The 18000-nt window shown below is 66.2% G+C and carries 16 protein-coding genes; 12 read left to right on the forward strand and 4 right to left on the reverse strand.

Features of this window, described 5'->3' with window-relative positions; translation table 11 throughout:
• Positions 1 to 19: 19 nt before the first annotated feature.
• Positions 20 to 2170, reverse strand: coding sequence for a TonB-dependent receptor (locus ACLBWL_RS08345; RefSeq protein WP_447791877.1), 2151 nt, complete (start codon positions 2168 to 2170; stop codon positions 20 to 22).
• 245 nt (positions 2171 to 2415) lie between these two features.
• On the reverse strand, positions 2416 to 3210 hold the full coding sequence (locus ACLBWL_RS08350; RefSeq protein ID WP_447791879.1) for an N-formylglutamate amidohydrolase: 795 nt from the start codon (positions 3208 to 3210) through the stop codon (positions 2416 to 2418).
• A 16-nt stretch (positions 3211 to 3226) separates the two neighbouring features.
• Here ACLBWL_RS08350 and ACLBWL_RS08355 point away from each other — a divergent pair, with 16 nt between their 5' ends.
• From ACLBWL_RS08355 to ACLBWL_RS08365, 3 genes are all read left to right on the forward strand, one after another.
• Positions 3227 to 4144, forward strand: a complete 918-nt coding sequence (locus ACLBWL_RS08355) for a transglutaminase family protein (protein WP_447791881.1) — start codon at positions 3227 to 3229, stop codon at positions 4142 to 4144.
• 25 nt (positions 4145 to 4169) lie between these two features.
• Positions 4170 to 4985, forward strand: coding sequence for a transglutaminase-like domain-containing protein (locus tag ACLBWL_RS08360; RefSeq protein WP_447791883.1), 816 nt, complete (start codon positions 4170 to 4172; stop codon positions 4983 to 4985).
• Positions 4986 to 5065: 80 nt separating this feature from the next.
• The gene (locus tag ACLBWL_RS08365; RefSeq protein WP_404969189.1) at positions 5066 to 5410 is read left to right on the forward strand and encodes a hypothetical protein; all 345 of its coding nucleotides are present in this window, start codon (positions 5066 to 5068) and stop codon (positions 5408 to 5410) included.
• Positions 5411 to 5413: 3 nt separating this feature from the next.
• Here ACLBWL_RS08365 and ACLBWL_RS08370 read toward each other — a convergent pair whose 3' ends face one another.
• The gene (locus ACLBWL_RS08370) at positions 5414 to 6142 is read right to left on the reverse strand and encodes a Crp/Fnr family transcriptional regulator (protein ID WP_447791885.1); all 729 of its coding nucleotides are present in this window, start codon (positions 6140 to 6142) and stop codon (positions 5414 to 5416) included.
• Positions 6143 to 6308: 166 nt separating this feature from the next.
• Between ACLBWL_RS08370 and ACLBWL_RS08375 the strand changes: the two genes are divergently transcribed.
• From ACLBWL_RS08375 to ACLBWL_RS08395, 5 genes are all read left to right on the forward strand, one after another.
• Positions 6309 to 7475: an isovaleryl-CoA dehydrogenase gene (locus tag ACLBWL_RS08375; RefSeq protein ID WP_447791887.1), complete on the forward strand. Its 1167-nt coding sequence runs from the start codon at positions 6309 to 6311 to the stop codon at positions 7473 to 7475.
• Between the two features lie 115 nt (positions 7476 to 7590).
• A complete protein-coding gene (locus tag ACLBWL_RS08380; protein WP_447791889.1) occupies positions 7591 to 9177 on the forward strand; it encodes a carboxyl transferase domain-containing protein in 1587 nt (528 codons plus the stop codon).
• Between the two features lie 4 nt (positions 9178 to 9181).
• A complete protein-coding gene (locus ACLBWL_RS08385; RefSeq protein ID WP_447791891.1) occupies positions 9182 to 9676 on the forward strand; it encodes a nuclear transport factor 2 family protein in 495 nt (164 codons plus the stop codon).
• A 171-nt stretch (positions 9677 to 9847) separates the two neighbouring features.
• Positions 9848 to 11686 (forward strand): acetyl/propionyl/methylcrotonyl-CoA carboxylase subunit alpha, encoded by a 1839-nt coding sequence (locus ACLBWL_RS08390; RefSeq protein WP_447791893.1) that lies wholly within the window; start codon positions 9848 to 9850, stop codon positions 11684 to 11686.
• Positions 11686 to 12135, forward strand: coding sequence for a MaoC family dehydratase (locus tag ACLBWL_RS08395; RefSeq protein ID WP_447791895.1), 450 nt, complete (start codon positions 11686 to 11688; stop codon positions 12133 to 12135). Before ACLBWL_RS08390 ends, ACLBWL_RS08395 begins: the two co-directional genes overlap by 1 nt.
• Here ACLBWL_RS08395 and ACLBWL_RS08400 read toward each other — a convergent pair.
• Positions 12132 to 12812 (reverse strand): arylesterase, encoded by a 681-nt coding sequence (locus ACLBWL_RS08400; RefSeq protein WP_447791897.1) that lies wholly within the window; start codon positions 12810 to 12812, stop codon positions 12132 to 12134. The two genes, ACLBWL_RS08395 and ACLBWL_RS08400, sit on opposite strands and share 4 nt — an antisense overlap.
• A gap of 141 nt (positions 12813 to 12953) precedes the next feature.
• On the opposite strand from ACLBWL_RS08400, the gene ACLBWL_RS08405 reads away from it, so the two are divergent.
• The 4 genes from ACLBWL_RS08405 to ACLBWL_RS08420 all read left to right on the forward strand — a co-directional run bounded on the left by ACLBWL_RS08405 (position 12954) and on the right by ACLBWL_RS08420 (position 17754).
• Positions 12954 to 13628 (forward strand): ABC transporter ATP-binding protein, encoded by a 675-nt coding sequence (locus tag ACLBWL_RS08405; RefSeq protein ID WP_447792073.1) that lies wholly within the window; start codon positions 12954 to 12956, stop codon positions 13626 to 13628.
• Positions 13625 to 16123, forward strand: coding sequence for an ABC transporter permease (locus ACLBWL_RS08410; protein WP_447791899.1), 2499 nt, complete (start codon positions 13625 to 13627; stop codon positions 16121 to 16123). Before ACLBWL_RS08405 ends, ACLBWL_RS08410 begins: the two co-directional genes overlap by 4 nt.
• Before the next feature lie 63 nt (positions 16124 to 16186).
• The gene (locus tag ACLBWL_RS08415; RefSeq protein WP_447791901.1) at positions 16187 to 17365 is read left to right on the forward strand and encodes a YihY/virulence factor BrkB family protein; all 1179 of its coding nucleotides are present in this window, start codon (positions 16187 to 16189) and stop codon (positions 17363 to 17365) included.
• Positions 17365 to 17754, forward strand: a complete 390-nt coding sequence (locus tag ACLBWL_RS08420) for a reverse transcriptase-like protein (RefSeq protein ID WP_447791903.1) — start codon at positions 17365 to 17367, stop codon at positions 17752 to 17754. The genes ACLBWL_RS08415 and ACLBWL_RS08420 overlap by 1 nt, the downstream gene beginning before the upstream one ends.
• Positions 17755 to 18000 lie beyond the last annotated feature (246 nt).

The raw sequence follows: 18000 nt of genomic DNA on the forward strand, positions 1-18000 counted from the left end.
CGACGGCGAGATTTGGGCCTTACAACCCGAAGCGCAACGTCGCGCGGAAATCGCGCCCGGAGAGTGGCGCGAAGTCCTTGAGGAAGCTCGTCGACCGCCGCGCGTTGACGTCGAACAGGTTGTTCGCGCTCAGCAGCAACGTCGTCTTCGAATCCTTACCGAACGGGCTCAGACCGATCGAGGCGTTGACCATCGTGTACGCGTTGGTCTTCGTCTCGAACGCGGCGATCCGGTTCTGGTCGAACACGTGCTCGACCTCGACGCGGCCGTTCAGCCGGTCGCCCTGCGCCTCGATCCCGCCGAGCACGCGCATCGGCGGGATGCGCGGGACGGGGCCCTGGTCGACGATGTTGGCATGGACATAGTCGCCCAGCACGTCGGCGTTCACCGCATAGCCGCCGATCTGCGCGACCTTCACCGACGCATCCGCCTCGAACCCGTAATAGCGCGCGTCGGCCTGCTGATATTGGAAGCAGGGCAGGTCGACCACGCGGCCCGACGGATCGGCGGCGGCCTGGCAGACCGACGACGCGACCTGGTTCTCCGAGATATAGTTTGAGAACCAGTTGTAATAGGCCGACGCGTCGAAGCTGAAGCCGTCGCCATGCGCGTGCAGCGTGCCTTCGAGTCCCCAGGACTTCTCGAGTCTGAAGTCGGGATTGCCGAGTTCGTACGCCTGCGTCCCGGCATGCGCGCCGTTCGCGAACAGTTCCTCGGCCGACGGCGCGCGTTCGGTGCGCGATAGGTTCAGCCCGAGCCGGACGCTGTCGGTCACGCCATACGACGCCCCGAGCGAGCCCGACACAGCATTGTAACTCTGGCTGCCGCGGAAGAACCGCAAATCATCCTCGGGCGTCCGCGCGGCGAGATCGGTGATCTCGTAGCGCAAACCACCCTCGGCGCGGAACTTGCCCGACTCATATTGTTGGAGCGTGAAGAGCCCCGTCTGGTTGGTCTCGTTCTTCGGCAGGAAGGCTTCGTCCCCGACGACGTTGAAGATCCGGTTGTAGAATTGCACGCCCGATGCGCCCTGCCAGCCGCCGCGGTTCGCCTGGACCACTTCGAGACGTCCTTCGAGGCCTTTGTTGTAGAACGCGGTGCCGACCGAATTGTCTTCCTCGAGCTCGAAATGGCGATAGCTCGCCTGCCCGACGCGGACGCGGATCTTGCTCAGCACGTCGCCGCCGGTGTCGATCTCGCCGCGCAGGTCGACGCGGTTCTGGACGATGTCGAGGCGCGGCGCTTCCTGCTCCTGGCCGGGTTGCGTGGCGTAGCGGATCGGCACGCCGTACAGGCTGTCGTAGTGGCTGTACGACACCCCAAGGCTGCCGGTGTCGGTGATGATCGAGGCGCCGGCGCCCGCCGTCCACGTCTCCGCCTGCGTGTTGGGCAGCTTGCCCTTCAACTGCGCCGATCCGGCATAATCGATCGACTCGGCATCGTTCGGATCGACGGGTGTGGTGGCGGCCGTTGCCAGCGCTTGCGCGCGCTGATCGCGCGACAGGATGTAGCCACCGGTGCGCAGGTCGCCCGACTTCAGGTACGAGCCGTCGGCGTGGAGCACGAGGTGCTGGCCGACCGCCACGTCACCGGCCATGCCGCCCGACCGCTCGTTCGCGGCCGAGCCATAGGTGCCGATGCCGTTCACGCGGTAGCCGTTCTCGGGCACGGTCCGCGGGATCCGCGTGTCGATCACGTTGACGACGCCGCCGACCGCCGACGAGCCGTACAGCAAGGCGCTCGGCCCGCGGAGAATCTCGATGCGCTCGGACAGCAAGGGGTCGATGATCACCGCGTGATCGACCGAGGTGTTCGACACGTCGATCGAGCCGATCCCGTCGGTCAGCACGCGGATGCGATCACCCTGGAAGCCGCGCAGGATCGGACGCGAGGCGCTCGGGCCGAACGAGCTGGCCGACACGCCGGGCTGGCGGGCGAGCGTCTCGCCGATCGACGGGCGCAGCTGGCGGGTGAGTTCCTGGCCGGTGAGAACGGTGGTGCCCTGCAACACGTCGCGCTCGCTGGTTTGGAGCGGCGCGGTCACAATGATGTCGCGCTGGTTAGTCGCGGCCGCGGGTTGGGCCGCGGGATCCGGGGCCGTCGTCTGCGCGTGCGCCTGCGCGGCCAGGAGGGCGGCCAGGGCACTGGCGCCGAACAGCATCGTCTTCATCGAATTTCCCTGTGTCGTCCCTGAATGAACGAGCGATTAAAACTTTATGATACATCATATCAAGTTAGAAACGGGCAGGGTGGGTGCATCGGCGCGTGGCTGTTGCCGCAATGCAACACAGATTAGGCGGGCGCGTCAGCATGGAGGCGACGGGAAGGCGTCGACATGGGCGCCATAACACCGGGAGATACTGACAGGCGTATTGAGAAGCGCTAGCTAGCTCGCTGAATAAAGGCGGAAGATCGTCAAACCGCGAGCCGCGCAAACGCCATCGGCAGCAGCCGCGCTAACCGATCCGCCCAAGCCGCGCAGCCCTCGGTGGATTCGAGGAGGTCCTGACGTATCTCGATCTCCGCATAGGGCCGTCGCGCCGGATAGGCGTGGCGCGGAATGGTATAATCGATCAGGTCCATCCGGTACGGCTCGTTGTCGCCGACGACGAGGTCGGGCTCGTCGCGCAGCACCGACAGCAGCGTGTGCGCGAATCCGGTGTCGCCGCCGTCGTGCAGGATGCCGATATGCCAGGGGCGTTGCTGGTCGCGCAGAGGCCCGCGCATCGCCGGCGTGAAGCTGTGCAGCGCGACGATCACCGTGGTCATTCCCGCGGCATCGCGTCGCGCAAGCTCGGCCGCGATCGCTGCTTGATACGGCAAATGGATCTCCGCCAGCCGCGCCGCGCGGTCGGTTTCGGCGAGCCTGGCATTGCCCGGCACGACCGTCCCGTCGCTGACTTCGGCGATCAGGTCCGGCTGGGTTTCGTTGCGATTGCAGTCGATCACGAGCCGCGAATAGGTCTGGCGGACGAACACCGCGTCGAGCCGCTCCGCCAACATCGCGCCGAGGTCGCCGATGCCGATGTCCCAGCCGATATGCCGCGACAGGTCGCCGTCGCTCAATCCCAGAGATCCCAGCGCCTTCGGCACCGCATTGCCGGCATGATCGCCGATCAGCAGGAACGATGACGCACCTTTGGGGTTGACCACCATGACCGGTGCGGCATCTTCGGTCCCCAGCAGCGTTTGGCTGGCAGTGCTGTTCATGCGACGTGGATCCTCGATGCCATCTCTAACGCTCTCTCATGTAACCAAATACGCGTATCGCCAACCGGTTGCGTTCGGCGAGCACCGGATCATGGTCCGACCGCGCGAAAGCTACGACCAGCGCCTGATCGATGCCACGCTGACGATCAGCCCGGAGCCCTCCGACATCCGCTGGCTGCACGACGTGTTCGGTAATTCGGTCGCGATCGCCACTTTCGCCAAGCGCGCGAAGGATCTCGTGATCGACAGTACCGTCCGCCTCGATCACAGCCCCGGGGACCTGCAGCGGGTCGATATCGAACGCTATGCGCGGCAGTATCCGTTCACCTATTCGTCGGAGGAAATGCCCGACCTGCTCCGATCGATCGAACGTCAGCATCACGACCCGCAACGCCAGATCGACAGCTGGGCGCGGCGTTTCGTCGGGACTGGCGCGAAGACCGACACGCTGGCGATGCTGTCCGAAATGACCGCCGCGATCAAACGCGAGTTCACCTATGTCCAGCGCCCCGAAAAGGGCACGCAGACGCCGATCGAAACGCTCGCCACGCGCAAGGGCACGTGTCGCGATTATGCGATGCTGATGATCGAGGCGGTTCGCGCGCTTGGCTTCGCGGCGCGGTTCGTCTCGGGCTATGTCTACAACCCGACACGTCGGGAGCATCGTTCCGGCGGCGGCAACACGCATGCCTGGGTCCGCGTCTACCTGCCCGGCTCGGGCTGGGTCGAGTTCGATCCGACCAACGGCATCGTCGGCAATCGCGGCCTCGTCCGCGTCGCCATCGCGCGCGACATATACCAGGCGGTGCCCGTCTCCGGCACCTGGAGTGGCTTCCCCGGCAGCTTCCTCGACATGAGCGTGTCGGTCGACATCACCGTCGACGAGGATGCCGAGACCGCCGTTCACCAGCATCCATCATCGCAATCCGCGTGACACCAGGCATCCAAGGGGGACATCGATGCTGATCAGAGCCGGCTACGACATTCGTTTCGAAACCGACGTGGCGACGCCGATGATGGCGATGCTCAGCCTGCATCCGTCACGCAACAAGGATCTGGTCACGCCGCACCGGCTCGCGGCCGATCCCGACGTGCCGACCTATGATTATCTCGACGCATTCGGCAACGTCTGCACGCGGTTCACCGTCCCGAAGGGTGGCATGACGCTGTCATGCGACTTCACGATCGAGGACAGCGGTTTGCCCGACCCGGTCTCCCCCGACGCGGTCCAGCACGCGGTCGAGGATCTGCCCGACGATATCCTGATCTACCTGCTAGGCAGCCGCTACTGCGAGACCGATCGCCTGTCCGACACCGCATGGTCGTTGTTCGGGCATGTCCCCGCCGGCTGGCAACGGGTGCAGGCGATCGTCGACTTCGCGCATAACCATGTCGAGTTCGGCTATCACTTCGCGCGCTCGACCAAGACCGCGTGGGACGTCTACCAGGAGCGCCAGGGCGTATGCCGAGACTTCGCGCATCTTGCGATCACGCTGTGCCGCTGCATGAACATCCCCGCACGCTATTGCACCGGCTATCTCGGCGACATCGGCATCCCGCCGGTCGATGCGCCGATGGACTTCTCCGCGTGGTTCGACGTGTATCTCGGCGGCACGTGGCATACGCTCGACGCGCGCCATAATCGCCCACGGATCGGCCGGATCCTGATGGCGCGGGGTCGTGATGCGACCGATACGGCGCTCACCACCAGCTTCGGTCCGGCACGACTGGTCGGCTTCGACGTCCACACCGACGAGGTCGACGCCGCGGGCTAAACCGGCGCTTGCGGCAAGTTAGGTCTTGTCGCGAGCGTCGCGTTCGGCCTAACGGCTCCGATCCCCAAACTTATGCTGCGATGCACAACATGACCTCGACCCCCGACCAGTCCTCGCCTGCCAACGCGAACGCCCTGCTGTTGCAGGCGATCGCGCTGCGCCAGTGCATCACCGCGACGTATAACCGGATGGTCTGCACGCTCGCCCCGCACATCCTCTACACCAAGCATGACGACGTGTTCGTCGATGCGATCACGCTCGAGCGCGACGGCCAGCCGCCGAAAGAGATCAAGCTCGGCACGTTCAAGCTCGCCGGCCTGAAGGATATCGAGGTCATCGATCGCCCGTTCGTCCCCGATGCGATCTTCAATCCCGGCGACATCAAGTACGACCGGGTCACGTTGTTCGTGGTCGACCGCACCTGAATTTCACGCGGCGGCGGGCAGCCACGCCGTCTCGATCTCGCCGTAGCGATCGACGAACCCGGTCGCCGCGACGAGCGCCTTCTCGTCGACGATCTTCACCCGCCGGCCGGTCCGCTCGATCACCCCGGATTTCTCGAGCGCGCGGATCGTCCGGTTGACGTGGACCTTGGTCAGCCCGAGCGCATCGCCGATATCGGTCTGCGTCAGCGGCAGATCGAACGAGTCAACGATCCCGCCCGCGGTGACGCGCAGCCGCGCCATGATATCGAGCAGCAGCGTCGACAGCCGCTCGCTCGCCCCCATCCGGCCGATCGTCGTCAGCCGGTCGCTCATCGCGACGTTCTCGGCCGCGGCGATAGCGTAGAGCAGCCCGGCGATTCGCGGCTGTGCGCGGAACAATTGCCCGAGCGAGGCCTTCGGCATTTCGATCACGATGCAGTCGGAGATCGCGGTCAGCGTCGCCGCCGCCTGCGACCACGCCATGCTCGACGTCCCGATCAGGTCGCCCGCATAATGGAACCGCAGGATCTGCCGGCCACCGGTGATCAGCTTGGTGGACGAATGCAGCCAGCCCTGCCGCACGACGTACAGCGCATGGCTTTCGCCACCCTCCGCCATCAGCACGTCGCCCGCTTTCAGGCGTCGTTCGCCCTTCTCCGCCTGCAGAATCGCTTCCCGCTCCGCATCGGTCAGGTCGAGATGTCGACCCAGCCGCGCGATCAAACCGCTCAATTGCATCTTCGTGCCTTACGTCCACGCCCCATGAACGGATATCGTTCGCACGAACATCGCCCAGCGGGAAGGGGGGATGACCGTTTCACCGCTGGTTTCGCGCAAGGAAACGCTGTGCTAGTCGCCGCGCAACAAGCCTCGGCAAGCGGGGCGACACGGAGATGGCATGCTGAACGATTTCGATTTCGCCTTGGGTGAATCGGCGGACATGATCCGCGAATCCACCAAGCGTTTCGCCACCGACAAGATCGCGCCGCTGGCGGCGAAGATCGATGCGGACGACTGGTTCCCGCGCGAGCTGTGGCCGGCGATGGGCGAACTCGGCCTCCATGGCATCACCGTCGAGGAGGAATATGGCGGCCTCGGCCTCGGTTATCTCGAGCATGTCGTCGCGGTGGAGGAAGTCTCGCGCGCCTCCGCCTCTATCGGACTCAGCTATGGCGCGCATTCGAACCTCTGCGTCAACCAGATCCGCCGCTGGGGTAATCCCGAGCAGAAGGCGAAATACCTCCCCAAGCTCGTCTCCGGCGAGCATGTCGGCAGCCTCGCCATGTCCGAGGCGGGGGCTGGCTCCGACGTCGTCTCGATGAAGCTCAAGGCGGTCAGGACCGACGCGGGCTACGTCCTCAACGGCACGAAATTCTGGATCACCAACGCGACTTACGCGGATACCCTCGTAGTCTACGCGAAGACCGGCGAGGGCTCGCGCGGGATCACCGCGTTCCTGATCGAGAAGGACATGCCCGGCTTCTCGATCGGTCAGAAGATCGACAAGATGGGTATGCGCGGGTCGCCGACCGCCGAACTCGTCTTTACCGATTGCGTGGTCCCGGCCGAGAACGTCATGGGCCCCGAGAATGGCGGCGTCGGCGTCTTGATGTCGGGCCTCGATTACGAGCGCGCGGTGCTCGCCGGGATTCAGCTCGGCATCATGCAGGCGTGCTTAGACGTGGTGATTCCGTATGTCCGTGAGCGCAAGCAGTTCGGCACGCCGATCGGCCAGTTCCAGCTGATCCAGGCGAAGGTCGCCGACATGTACGTCGCGCTCAGCTCGGCACGTGCGTACGTCTATGCGGTCGCCAAGTCATGCGATGCAGGCAAGACCACGCGGTTCGACGCGGCGGGCGCGATCCTGCTGGCGAGCGAGAGTGCGGTGAAGGTATCGCTCGAGTCGATCCAGGCGCTCGGCGGGGCTGGGTATACCAAGGACTGGCCGGTCGAACGCTTCATGCGGGATGCCAAGCTGCTCGACATCGGTGCAGGGACGAACGAGATTCGGCGGATGTTGATCGGGCGTGAGTTGATAGGTGCCGCCCCGAAGGTGGCACAGTGATGCGCCTACTGCTCCCCTCCCGCTTGCGGGAGGGGTCGGGGGAGGGCCTGCCACAAGCGTCCTTCCTGGCCGCATTCCCTCCCCTAACCCCTCCCGCAAGCGGGAGGGGAATCAAGTGACCGCGCCCGTCCTCACCGAAAGCGAGACCTTCCGCGCCAACGCAACGCACAACCGCGCGCTCGCCGAAACCCTCCGCGAGGACGTCGCCCGCACCGCGCTAGGCGGCAACGCCAAGTCCCGCGAGCGCCACACCGCGCGCGGCAAGCTGCTCCCCCGCGACCGCGTCGAACGTCTGCTCGACCCCGGCTCCCCCTTCCTCGAGATCGGCCAGCTCGTCGCGAACGGCCTCTACGACGACGAAGTCCCCGGCGCCGGCCTGATCATCGGGATCGGCCGCGTCTCCGGCCGCCAGTGCATGATCCTGTGCAACGACGCGACGGTGAAGGGCGGCACCTACTTCCCGCTGACCGTCAAGAAACACCTGCGAGCCCAGGAAATCGCTCAGGAAAACAGGCTTCCCTGCATCTACCTTGTCGACAGCGGCGGCGCCAACCTGCCGCATCAGGCGGAGGTCTTCCCCGACCGCGATCACTTCGGTCGCATCTTCTTCAACCAGGCCAACATGTCCGCGCTCGGCATCCCGCAGATCGCCTGCGTCATGGGCAGTTGCACCGCCGGCGGCGCGTATGTGCCCGCAATGTCCGACGAGACGATCATCGTCCGCGGGCAGGGGACGATCTTCCTCGCCGGCCCGCCGCTGGTGAAGGCCGCGACCGGCGAGGTCATCTCCGCGGAGGAACTGGGGGGCGCCGACACGCATGGCCGCCGCTCGGGCGTGGTCGATCACGTCGCCGAGAACGACGAGCACGCGCTGACGATCGTCCGCGATATCGTCTCGACGCTGCAACCGCAGACGCAGACCGCGGTGAACCTCCAGCAGCCCAGGCCCCCGAAGTTCGCCCCCGAAGAACTGTACGGCATCGTCCCGAGCGACGTCCGCGCGCCCTACGACGTCCATGAAGTTATCGCGCGCCTCGTCGACGGCAGCGAGTTCCACGAGTTCAAGGCGCTCTACGGTACCTCGCTCGTCTGCGGGTTCGCGCACATCTGGGGCATCCCCGTCGCGATCCTCGCCAACAACGGCGTGCTGTTCAGCGAGAGCGCGCAGAAGGGCGCGCACTTCATCGAACTCGCCTGCCAGCGGAAAATCCCGCTGCTGTTCCTCCAAAACATCTCCGGCTTCATGGTCGGTGGCAAGTACGAGGCGGAAGGCATTGCGAAGCATGGCGCAAAGCTCGTCACGGCGGTCGCCACCGCGACCGTTCCGAAGATCACCGTCCTGATCGGCGGCAGCTTCGGCGCGGGCAATTACGGGATGTGCGGCCGCGCCTATTCGCCGCGCTTCCTGTTCACCTGGCCCAACAGCCGGATCAGCGTGATGGGCGGAGAACAGGCGGCCTCGGTCCTCGCCACCGTCCACCGCGACGCGGAGAGCTGGACGCCCGACCAGGCCGAAGCCTTCAAGGCACCCGTCCGCCAGAAATACGAGGACGAGGGCAACCCCTGGTACGCGACCGCGCGTCTGTGGGACGATGGCATCATCGATCCCGCGCAGACCCGCGACGTGCTCGGCCTCGCCTTCGCCGCGACGCTCAACGCTCCCATCCCCGAACGCCCCGCGTTCGGCGTGTTCCGGATGTAACCCGATGATCCTGCTGTCACTTCTCCTCGCCGCTGGCCAGGTCACCCCGGTCCAGCCGATCGTCAAGGGCACCGGCCTGCCGCCGGCGGAAATGCAGAAGGGGGCGACCGAAGAGGCGGGCGTCATGGTCCCGATCGACGCGCTCTTCGCCGCGCTCGCCGCGCGCGACGGCCAGGCGATCCTCGCGCACGTCCGGCCGGACGGGGGCGCCACCGTCGCCGAGGAAAAGCCCGACGGCACGCGCACCGTCCGCCGCATGAGCTGGCCCGAGTTCGCCGCCATGATCAAACCCGGCCCCGAGCGCTACGCCGAGCGCCTCACCGATCCCGCGGTCGACATCGACGGCGACATCGCGATGGTCTGGTCGCCCTATGTCTTCACGATCGACCGCAAGGTCGCACACTGCGGCACCGATCATTTCGACATGGTCCGCGACGCTGGCCGGTGGAAGATCGCCAACATCACCTGGTCCTCGCGGACCACCGGATGCGCGGGCTGATATGCGCTGTCCTACAAACCTCGCCGCGGTCTATGCCGAGAGCATGACGACGATTAATGCCCTCTTTTCCGCGTCTAGCAGTGTTGCAGACGCGTCATCGGACGCCGAAACGATACGCGTCCAGCGTCTGCACTTTCTGCACTTCACTCTGGATCTCGTGGGCCCGAGCCGATGATCGCGTCGCTTCTGATCGCCAACCGCGGCGAGATCGCCTGCCGTATCATCCGCACCGCACGCGGTCTCGGCATCCGCACCGTCGCGGTCTATTCGGAGGCCGACGCGAACGCGCTCCACGTCCGCCAGGCCGACGAAGCCGTCCACATCGGCGCGTCCCCGGCGCGCGAAAGCTATCTGGTCGGGGAGCGCATCGTCGCCGCCGCGAAGCAGACCGGCGCCGAGGCGGTCCACCCGGGCTACGGCTTCCTGTCCGAGAATGCCGATTTCGCCCAAGCCGTGCTCGACGCCGGGCTGATCTGGGTGGGGCCCAACCCCGACAGCATCCGCGCGATGGGCCTGAAGGACGCCGCGAAGGCGCGCATGATTGCCGCCGGAGTGCCCGTCACGCCGGGCTATCAAGGGGAGGATCAAACCCTTGGCCGCATGATCGCAGAAGCAGAGAAGCTCGGGCTTCCGGTATTGATCAAGGCCGTTGCCGGCGGTGGCGGAAAAGGAATGCGCCTCGTCGAGGATATCCACGAGTTCGACGTCGCGTACGGATCTTGCCGGCGCGAGGCAGCGTCGAGCTTTGGCGACGATCGCGTTCTGCTGGAAAAATATATCCAGTCGCCGCGCCATATCGAGGTGCAGGTCTTCGGCGACAGCCACGGTAACGTCGTCCATTTGTTCGAACGCGACTGCTCGCTCCAGCGCCGCCACCAGAAGGTGATCGAGGAAGCGCCCGCACCCGGCATGGACGCCGCCACCCGCGAAGCGATCTGCGCCGCCGCGGTAAAGGCCGCCAAGGCGGTCGATTACGTCGGCGCCGGCACGATCGAGTTCATCGCCGACGCCAGCGAAGGCCTCCGCGCCGACCGCATCTGGTTCATGGAAATGAACACGCGGTTGCAGGTCGAGCACCCGGTCACCGAAGAGATCACCGGCCAAGACCTCGTCGAATGGCAACTTCGCGTCGCATCCGGCGAGCCTTTGCCCAAGCGTCAGGACGAACTGGCGATCGACGGCTGGGCGATGGAAGCGCGGCTGTATGCGGAAGATCCCGCCAAGGGTTTCCTGCCCTCCATCGGAACGCTCGAACGCTTCGATCTCGGCACCACCGCCCGTGTCGACACCGGCGTAGAGCAGGGCGCCGAAATCTCGCCCTTCTACGACCCGATGATCGCCAAGGTGATCGCCTGGGGCGAAGACCGCGAAATTGCACGCGAGGCGTTGGCGTCTGCGCTCGACGGCGCGGTCGTGTGGCCGGTGCGCTCCAACGCCGGGTTCCTGGTCGAGGCGCTCGACCATCCCGACTTCGTGGCGGGCACGCTCGACACCGGGCTGATCGCGCGTGAAGGCGACGCGCTCATGCCACCGACGCACCCGACAGAGGAGGCCTTAACCGAGGCTGCCGGTGCGCTAGTCTCCACAAATCCGATCGCCGGCTTCCGCCTCAATGCCGCGCCGCGCCGTAGCGCTACGTTTCTGCTGGACGGCGAACCGGTCGAAGTCGAACTCGACGGACACGCCGGGACGATGCCGCCGTTCGAAGACGTCCTGATTTCCGAGAGCGGCCAAACCTGGCAGCTAAAACCTTGGCGTGCGACCGGTGTCGCTGCGGGTGGAGCGGCCGACGGCGCTATCCTGTCGCCGATGCCCGGCCGCATCATCGCGGTCGACGTCGCTGCGGGCGACACCGTCACGAAGGGCCAGAAACTCGTCACGCTCGAGGCAATGAAGATGGAGCACTCGCTGACCGCACCGTTCGACGGCATCGTCGCGGACCTCAACGCAACAGAGGGCGGGCAGGTGACCGAGGGCACCATGCTCGTCCGTATCGAGAAGGACGCCTGATGGCCGGCCGCTATTTCGACGACTGGAGCATCGGCGACCGGATCGAGCACGAGATCCGCCGCACGGTGACCGAGACGGACAACCTCCTGTTCTCGACGATGACTCACAACCCGCAGCCGCTCCACCTCGACATCGAGGCGGCCAAGGCGAGCGAGTTCGGCCGAATCCTCGTCAACGGCACCTTCACCTTCGCGCTGATGGTCGGGCTGTCGGTCGGCGAGACGACGCTCGGTACGCTCGTCGCCAATCTCGGCTACGACAAGCTGGTGCACCCCAAGCCCGTGTTCATCGGCGACACGATGCGCGCGGAGACGGAGGTTACAGAGCTCAAGCCGAGCAAGTCGCGTCCCGAGGCGGGCATCATCACCTTCACCCACCGCCTGATCAACCAGCGCGACGAGATCGTCTGCCAATGCCTGCGAACAGCGCTGCTCAAGCGAAGGGGTTAATTGGCTTTTCCAAGCGCTGTCTCGACCACCGGCGTGACCTTTGCCGCGATCTTGGCGACCCCGCCCGAATTGGGATGAACATGATCGCCCTGCATCAACTGCGCATCGCCGATCACCCCGTCCAGAATGAAAGGATACAGCGCAGCGTCGTACCGCTTGGCCAAATCCGGCCAGATCGCGTTGAACTGATTGGCGAAGTCCGGCCCGAGATTGGGCGGCGCCATCATTCCGGTGAGCATCACGGGGATACCGCGACGCTTCGCCTCGTCGAGCATCGCGATCATGTTCGTCCGCGTCTCGGCTGGCGAAATCTGCCGCAGCACGTCATTCCCTCCGAGACCGATCAACACGAGATCAGGTTTCCGCGCCATATTATCGAGCGCGAACGCGAACCGCTGACGGCCGGCCGCGCTGGTATCGCCCGAGACGCCTGCGTTGACGATTGTCGCATTGATCCCATCGCGTCGCAGCCGTGCTTGCACCGCATCGGGCAGGCTCTGGCCGCGATCGAGCCCATAACCCGCATACAGGCTGTCACCGAATGCCAGGATCAGCTTGGCCGGGCCTTTGGGTGCCGGCGTCGCGGCGACCGAAGCAACGGCGTTTGCGGTGGGCGCGGGGGCAGGGGCCTCGGCGCTGCGATCACAGCCTGCGAGCAAGCCGGCTTGGAGAAGCACGGCGCTGACCCCATAGAGTGTCCAGTGCCTGCTGTTTCGATTTCGCTCCAACGTAAAGATCTCCAACCGCCCATGACCGAGAGTGCGAACACCGCGGCAAATCCTGTCGCCACTACCGCCGAAGACGACGCCAATGAGGACATGGTGATCACGATCCGCGATGTCACCCTGACGCTCGGCGCGGCGAGCGCGGCGACGACGATCCTGAAGGGCATCGACCTCGATATCGCGCGCGGCACCAGCATCGCGCTGCTCGGACCGTCGGGGTCGGGCAAGTCGTCGCTGATGGCGATCCTGTCGGGGCTCGAACAGGCGAGTGGCGGCAGCGTGCGCGTCGCCGGGCTCGATTTCGGTGCGCTCGACGAGGATGCGCTGTCACGGGCGCGGCGCGGCCGGATCGGAATCGTACTCCAGGCCTTCCACCTGCTGCCGACGATGACCGCGCTGGAGAACGTCGCGGTGCCGATGGAGCTGGCCGGAATGCCCGACGCGTTCGCGCGCGCCGAGGCCGAATTGCAGGCAGTCGGCCTCTCGCACCGGATCGGCCATTACCCGACCCAATTGTCGGGCGGCGAACAGCAGCGCGTGGCGATCGCCCGCGCCCTCGGGCCTCGTCCGGATATCGTGTTCGCCGACGAGCCGACCGGCAATCTCGACACCGCGACCGGCGCGTCGATCATGGACCTGCTGTTCGACCGCCGGGCCGCGACCGGCGCGACGCTGATCGTCATCACGCACGACGCGGCGCTGGCGGCACGGTGCGACCGGATCGTCGAGCTCGGCGATGGCCGCATCGTCGCGGATCGCTTGCGGTGAACGACTGGCGGCTGGCGTGGCGGCTTGCGCGACGCGAACTCGACCTGCGGTTTCGCGGGCTGCGGCTGTTGCTCGCATGCCTGTTCCTCGGCGTCGGCGCGCTCGCTGCGATCGGCAGCCTGACGCAGGCGATCGACACCGAACTCGCCGCGCGCGGTAGCGCGATCCTCGGCGGCGACGTCGAATTCGCCGCCTCGCAGCGTGCTGCGACGCCGAAGGAGCGCGCGGCGATGGCTCGGCTCGGTGCCGTCTCCGAGACGGTGCGGATGCAGGCGATGGCGGTGCGCGGCACCAACAGCGTGCCGATCGAGCTGAAGGGCGTCGATACCGCCTATCCGCTTTACGGCGTGCTGGAATTGCGCGGTGGGCGCTCGGCCAAGCCGCTCGACGCGAACACCGTGCTGATCGTCCCGGCGCTGGCTGAGCGGCTCGGCATAGCATCCGGCGCGCAACTCAAGCTCGGTACTGCGGCGTTCACCGTCGGCGGGATCGTCACGAGCGAGCCGGACCGGTTGGGGGAGGGGTTCACGCTCGGCCCCGTGGCAATCGTCTCGCTGGCGGGGATCGCGCGGACCGGGCTCGTCCAGCCCGGCAGCCTGTACGAAAGCAAATACCGCGTCCGCCTCCCCGAAGGTGCCTCGCCGACCACCGCCACCAACCGCTTCAAGGCGGCGTTCGCGACCGGTGGCTGGGAAACCAAGACGCGCGATCGTGCTGCCCCCGGTGCCGAGCGCTTCGTCGACCGGATGGGCCAGTTCCTGCTGCTCGTCGGGCTATCCGCTTTGGTCATCGCCGGGATCGGCGTCGGTAACGGCGTATCGTCCTACCTCACCGCGCGCCGTGGCAGCATCGCCGCGTTGAAGGTGCTCGGTGCCACCTCGGGGATCATCGCGCGGATCTACATCCTGCAGGTCGCAGTAGTCGCGGCTATGGGGATTGCCGCCGGGCTGGTCGCGGGCGTCGTCACCGTGCCGCTGATCGTCTGGCTCGCCGGCGACGTCCTGCCGGTCGCGCCACGCTTCACCGTGCAGGTCGCGCCGCTCGCGCTCGCCGCCGCGTACGGCATGCTGATCGCGCTCGCCTTCACCGCGCCGCCGTTGATCGAGGCGGGGCGCATCCCCGCCGCCGGACTGTTGCGCGGCTTGCCGGGAGAGCGGCGCGTGCCGCTGCGGCGGACGCTGCCCTGGGTGATCGGCGCGGGGGCGGCGATCGTGGGGCTCGCGCTGCTGACCGCCGAACAGCCCGGCCTCAGCGCTGGCTTCCTCGCGGCGGTGGCAGGCGTCCTCGGGATCCTTGCGCTGTTCGGCTGGTGCGTCCGTCGCGGCGCCGCCTTGCTGCCACGGTCGCGACGACCGCTGCTTCGGCTGGCGGTCGCTGGGCTGCATCGCCCGGGTGCACGCACCGGAACCCTGGTCGTCGCGCTTGGCCTTGGCCTGACACTGTTCGTCCTGCTTGCCGGGATCCGGACGAGCATCGATGCCAATATCGCACGGACCGTGCCGGCGCGTGCGCCTGCCTTGTTCGCGCTCGACGTGCCCCCCGATCGCGAGGCGGAGTTTCGCCACGTCGTCGCAGCCGTCGCCATCCCCCCTGTGATCCGAACGGTGCCGGCGATGCGCGGCACGATCACCGGCTATGGTACGACTCGCGTCGCCGACTTGAAGACGCTGCCCGAAGGCGCTTGGGCCCTGCGCGGAGAGCGTGGGCTGACCTACGCCGAGACGCTGCCTGAGGGGAGCGCGCTGACCGTCGGCCGCTGGTGGCCCCGTCATTACAAAGGGCCACCCCTCGTCTCGGTCGACGAGCGACTGGCCAAGGTGCTCGACCTGAAGATCGGCGATCCGCTGAGCTATACGCTGCTCGGGGTCGAGCGCACCGCGATGATCGCGTCGTTCCGCCGGATCCGCTGGGATACGCTCGGCTTCAACTTCGTGATGGTGTTCTCCCCCAACGCGATCCAGGACGCGCCACATAATCTCGCCGCGACGATCGATTTGGCGCCCGGCCAGGAGGCGATGGTCACGCGTGCGCTGTTGCCGCGGTTCCCGTCGGTATCGGTGATCGAAGTGCGCGGCGTGCTGGGGCAGGTCCGCGTGATCGTCTCGCAGATGGCGACCGCGATCACGGCGGCGGCGTCGGTCGCGATCCTCGCCGGCGTCGCCGTCCTGATCGGCGCGATCGCTGCTGCCCGTGAAGCGCGAACCTATGACGGCGTGATACTGCGGACCTTGGGCGCCACACGTCGCCAGGTGCTGGCGGTCCAGGCGCTCGAATACGCGTTTCTCAGCGTGATCCTGTCGCTGCTCGCCTTGGTGCTGGGGCTGGGCGGCGCGTGGTATGTCGTGACGCAACTCTTCACGTTCGAATGGCTGCCCGATTACGGGACGGTGTTCGCGACGTTGATCGGTGGGGCGGGGCTGACGATGGCGATCGGGCTGATCGGTACATGGCCGATTCTCGGCGCGCGTCCGGCACAGGCGTTGCGGCAACTCTGAGGCGTCGAACATCCGGCACGTTTCGCGTCACGCGGCGTTAGGCTGACGCGGGACGATCCTCGCGTGCCCTTTCCGAGGACCCAGACGCTGGCCGATACGAACTCTGCGCCCAACACCAGCCCCTGGTCGATGTCGGCGCGCGACTGGTGGAAAGTCCTGAAGCGGACCTGGGCCGAGGCGGGCAACGACAATATCGGGCTGATCGCGGCGGGGACGGCGTTCTACGGGTTCGCGGCGATCGTGCCGCTTCTCGCATCGGTGGTGTTGATCTACGGCCTGGTCGCCGACACCGCGACGGTCGTCGCCAACATTCGCGCGCTGTTCACCGTGTTGCCCGAGGACGCCGCTCGCGTGGTCGGCGAACAGCTCGCAACGGTGGTCAACACGTCGGAAGGCAAGAAGGGTTTCGGCCTCGTCGTCGCGCTGGGCATCGCGTTGTACGGCGGCACGAAGGGCGCGTCGTCGATCGTCACCGCGCTCAACATTGCGTATGAAGAGAAGGAAACGCGCGGGTTCATCGCCCTGAACCTGCTCGCGTTCGCAATCACGGGTGGTGCGGTGATGCTGGCATTGGTCGCCGCCCTGTCGACCGCGGCGTTCGCGCTTCTCGACAGCCTGATACCCGGTGCCCCGGAAGTGCTGCTGCTGCCGATCCGTCTCGCCAGTTACGGCGTGCTCGCCTCGCTGGGCGTGACCGCAGCGGCCTGCCTGTATCGGTTCGGTCCCAATCGTCACACGGCGAAATGGGCGTGGCTGACGCCGGGATCGCTCGCCGCGACATTGGTCTGGCTGGGCGCGACGATCGGGTTCGGCGTCTACGTCTCGCGCTTCGGCAATTACGGCGCGACCTATGGCTCGCTGAGCGCGGTCATCGTGCTGCTGACATGGCTGTGGCTTTCGGCGTACGTCTTCCTGCTCGGCGCCGAGCTCAATGCCGAACTCGAACATCAGGCGACGAGTCCGATAGACGCAACTGTCGCTGATAAGGTGGTGACCGAGGCTGTGCCTGTGCCCGTCGCCCGGTATGCGGAGCCGGACGGGGCAGGGGTGTTGGCAGTAGCGCATCTCAGCGGCCTACATGCAGGTCTACCCGCATCGCTGCTGGCGCTTGGCGGCCTGAGGTCGATCCGTCGTGGGTCGCCGGTAGCGGGTCTTGGCATGCTCGCTATCGGCGCAGCGCTGGCACACAGGAAGCGGGCTGCATCCGACGAGGTGACCAAGACCCTAGGAGCCAGGCACTGATGGCCTATGGACGATCGACCAAGATGTTCTTCGACGGCGGATCGCGGCCAAACCCCGGTCCGATCGAATGCGCGGTGGTCCGCAAGGGCGTCACCCATTACCGGCACGATCTGGCCGAGGGCACCAACAGCGACGCCGAATGGCTGGCCGCCATCCATGCGTTGGAAGTCGCGGCCCGAAACGGCGACCGCGATATCACGCTACTGGGCGACTCCACACTGGTCGTCACGCAAGCCAACGGCACGGCGCGGTGCCGCTCGGAAGCACTGGAAGCGCATCGGTTGCGGTTCGTTGAACTCGCTGCCGGTTTTGACCGTGTTCGCCTACGCCATATCGGTCGTACCCAGAACCTCGCCGGGATCGCGCTTGCCAAGCTTCACCCGCGGTGACCCACCGGCGTGGGTAGGAAGCCCGCTCAGTCCTTGGCGTCGAAAAATGGAAGACCGACCAAAAACTGTAAAAAAGCATTTGACGGTTCTGCGAACGCCGCCTAGAGGGGTGTCACCGCAGCGAACGACCACACGGTCTGGTTGCTACGGTCGCAAAAAACCAGATGCTGCAAGCTTCTTCTACCGAGGAGGTTATGCGAGTGTCGGTATTTTTGTCGGCTCTTTGACATTGTAGGTTAAGATGAA

It is taken from the genome of Sphingomonas sp. M1A8_2b, assembly GCF_053345535.1.

Excerpts from the sequence above, each read along its gene's own strand:
- ACLBWL_RS08365 (WP_404969189.1), top strand. The coding sequence starts at position 5,066 with ATGCACAACATGACCTCGACCCCCGACCAGTCCTCGCCTGCCAACGCG.
- ACLBWL_RS08360 (WP_447791883.1), top strand. The coding sequence starts at position 4,170 with ATGCTGATCAGAGCCGGCTACGACATTCGTTTCGAAACCGACGTGGCG.
- ACLBWL_RS08345 (WP_447791877.1), bottom strand. The coding sequence starts at position 2,170 with ATGAAGACGATGCTGTTCGGCGCCAGTGCCCTGGCCGCCCTCCTGGCC.
- ACLBWL_RS08350 (WP_447791879.1), bottom strand. The coding sequence starts at position 3,210 with ATGAACAGCACTGCCAGCCAAACGCTGCTGGGGACCGAAGATGCCGCA.
- ACLBWL_RS08385 (WP_447791891.1), top strand. The coding sequence starts at position 9,182 with ATGATCCTGCTGTCACTTCTCCTCGCCGCTGGCCAGGTCACCCCGGTC.
- ACLBWL_RS08405 (WP_447792073.1), top strand. The coding sequence starts at position 12,954 with ATGGTGATCACGATCCGCGATGTCACCCTGACGCTCGGCGCGGCGAGC.
- ACLBWL_RS08375 (WP_447791887.1), top strand. The coding sequence starts at position 6,309 with ATGCTGAACGATTTCGATTTCGCCTTGGGTGAATCGGCGGACATGATC.
- ACLBWL_RS08355 (WP_447791881.1), top strand. The coding sequence starts at position 3,227 with ATGCCATCTCTAACGCTCTCTCATGTAACCAAATACGCGTATCGCCAA.
- ACLBWL_RS08395 (WP_447791895.1), top strand. The coding sequence starts at position 11,686 with ATGGCCGGCCGCTATTTCGACGACTGGAGCATCGGCGACCGGATCGAG.
- ACLBWL_RS08420 (WP_447791903.1), top strand. The coding sequence starts at position 17,365 with ATGGCCTATGGACGATCGACCAAGATGTTCTTCGACGGCGGATCGCGG.
- ACLBWL_RS08390 (WP_447791893.1), top strand. The coding sequence starts at position 9,848 with ATGATCGCGTCGCTTCTGATCGCCAACCGCGGCGAGATCGCCTGCCGT.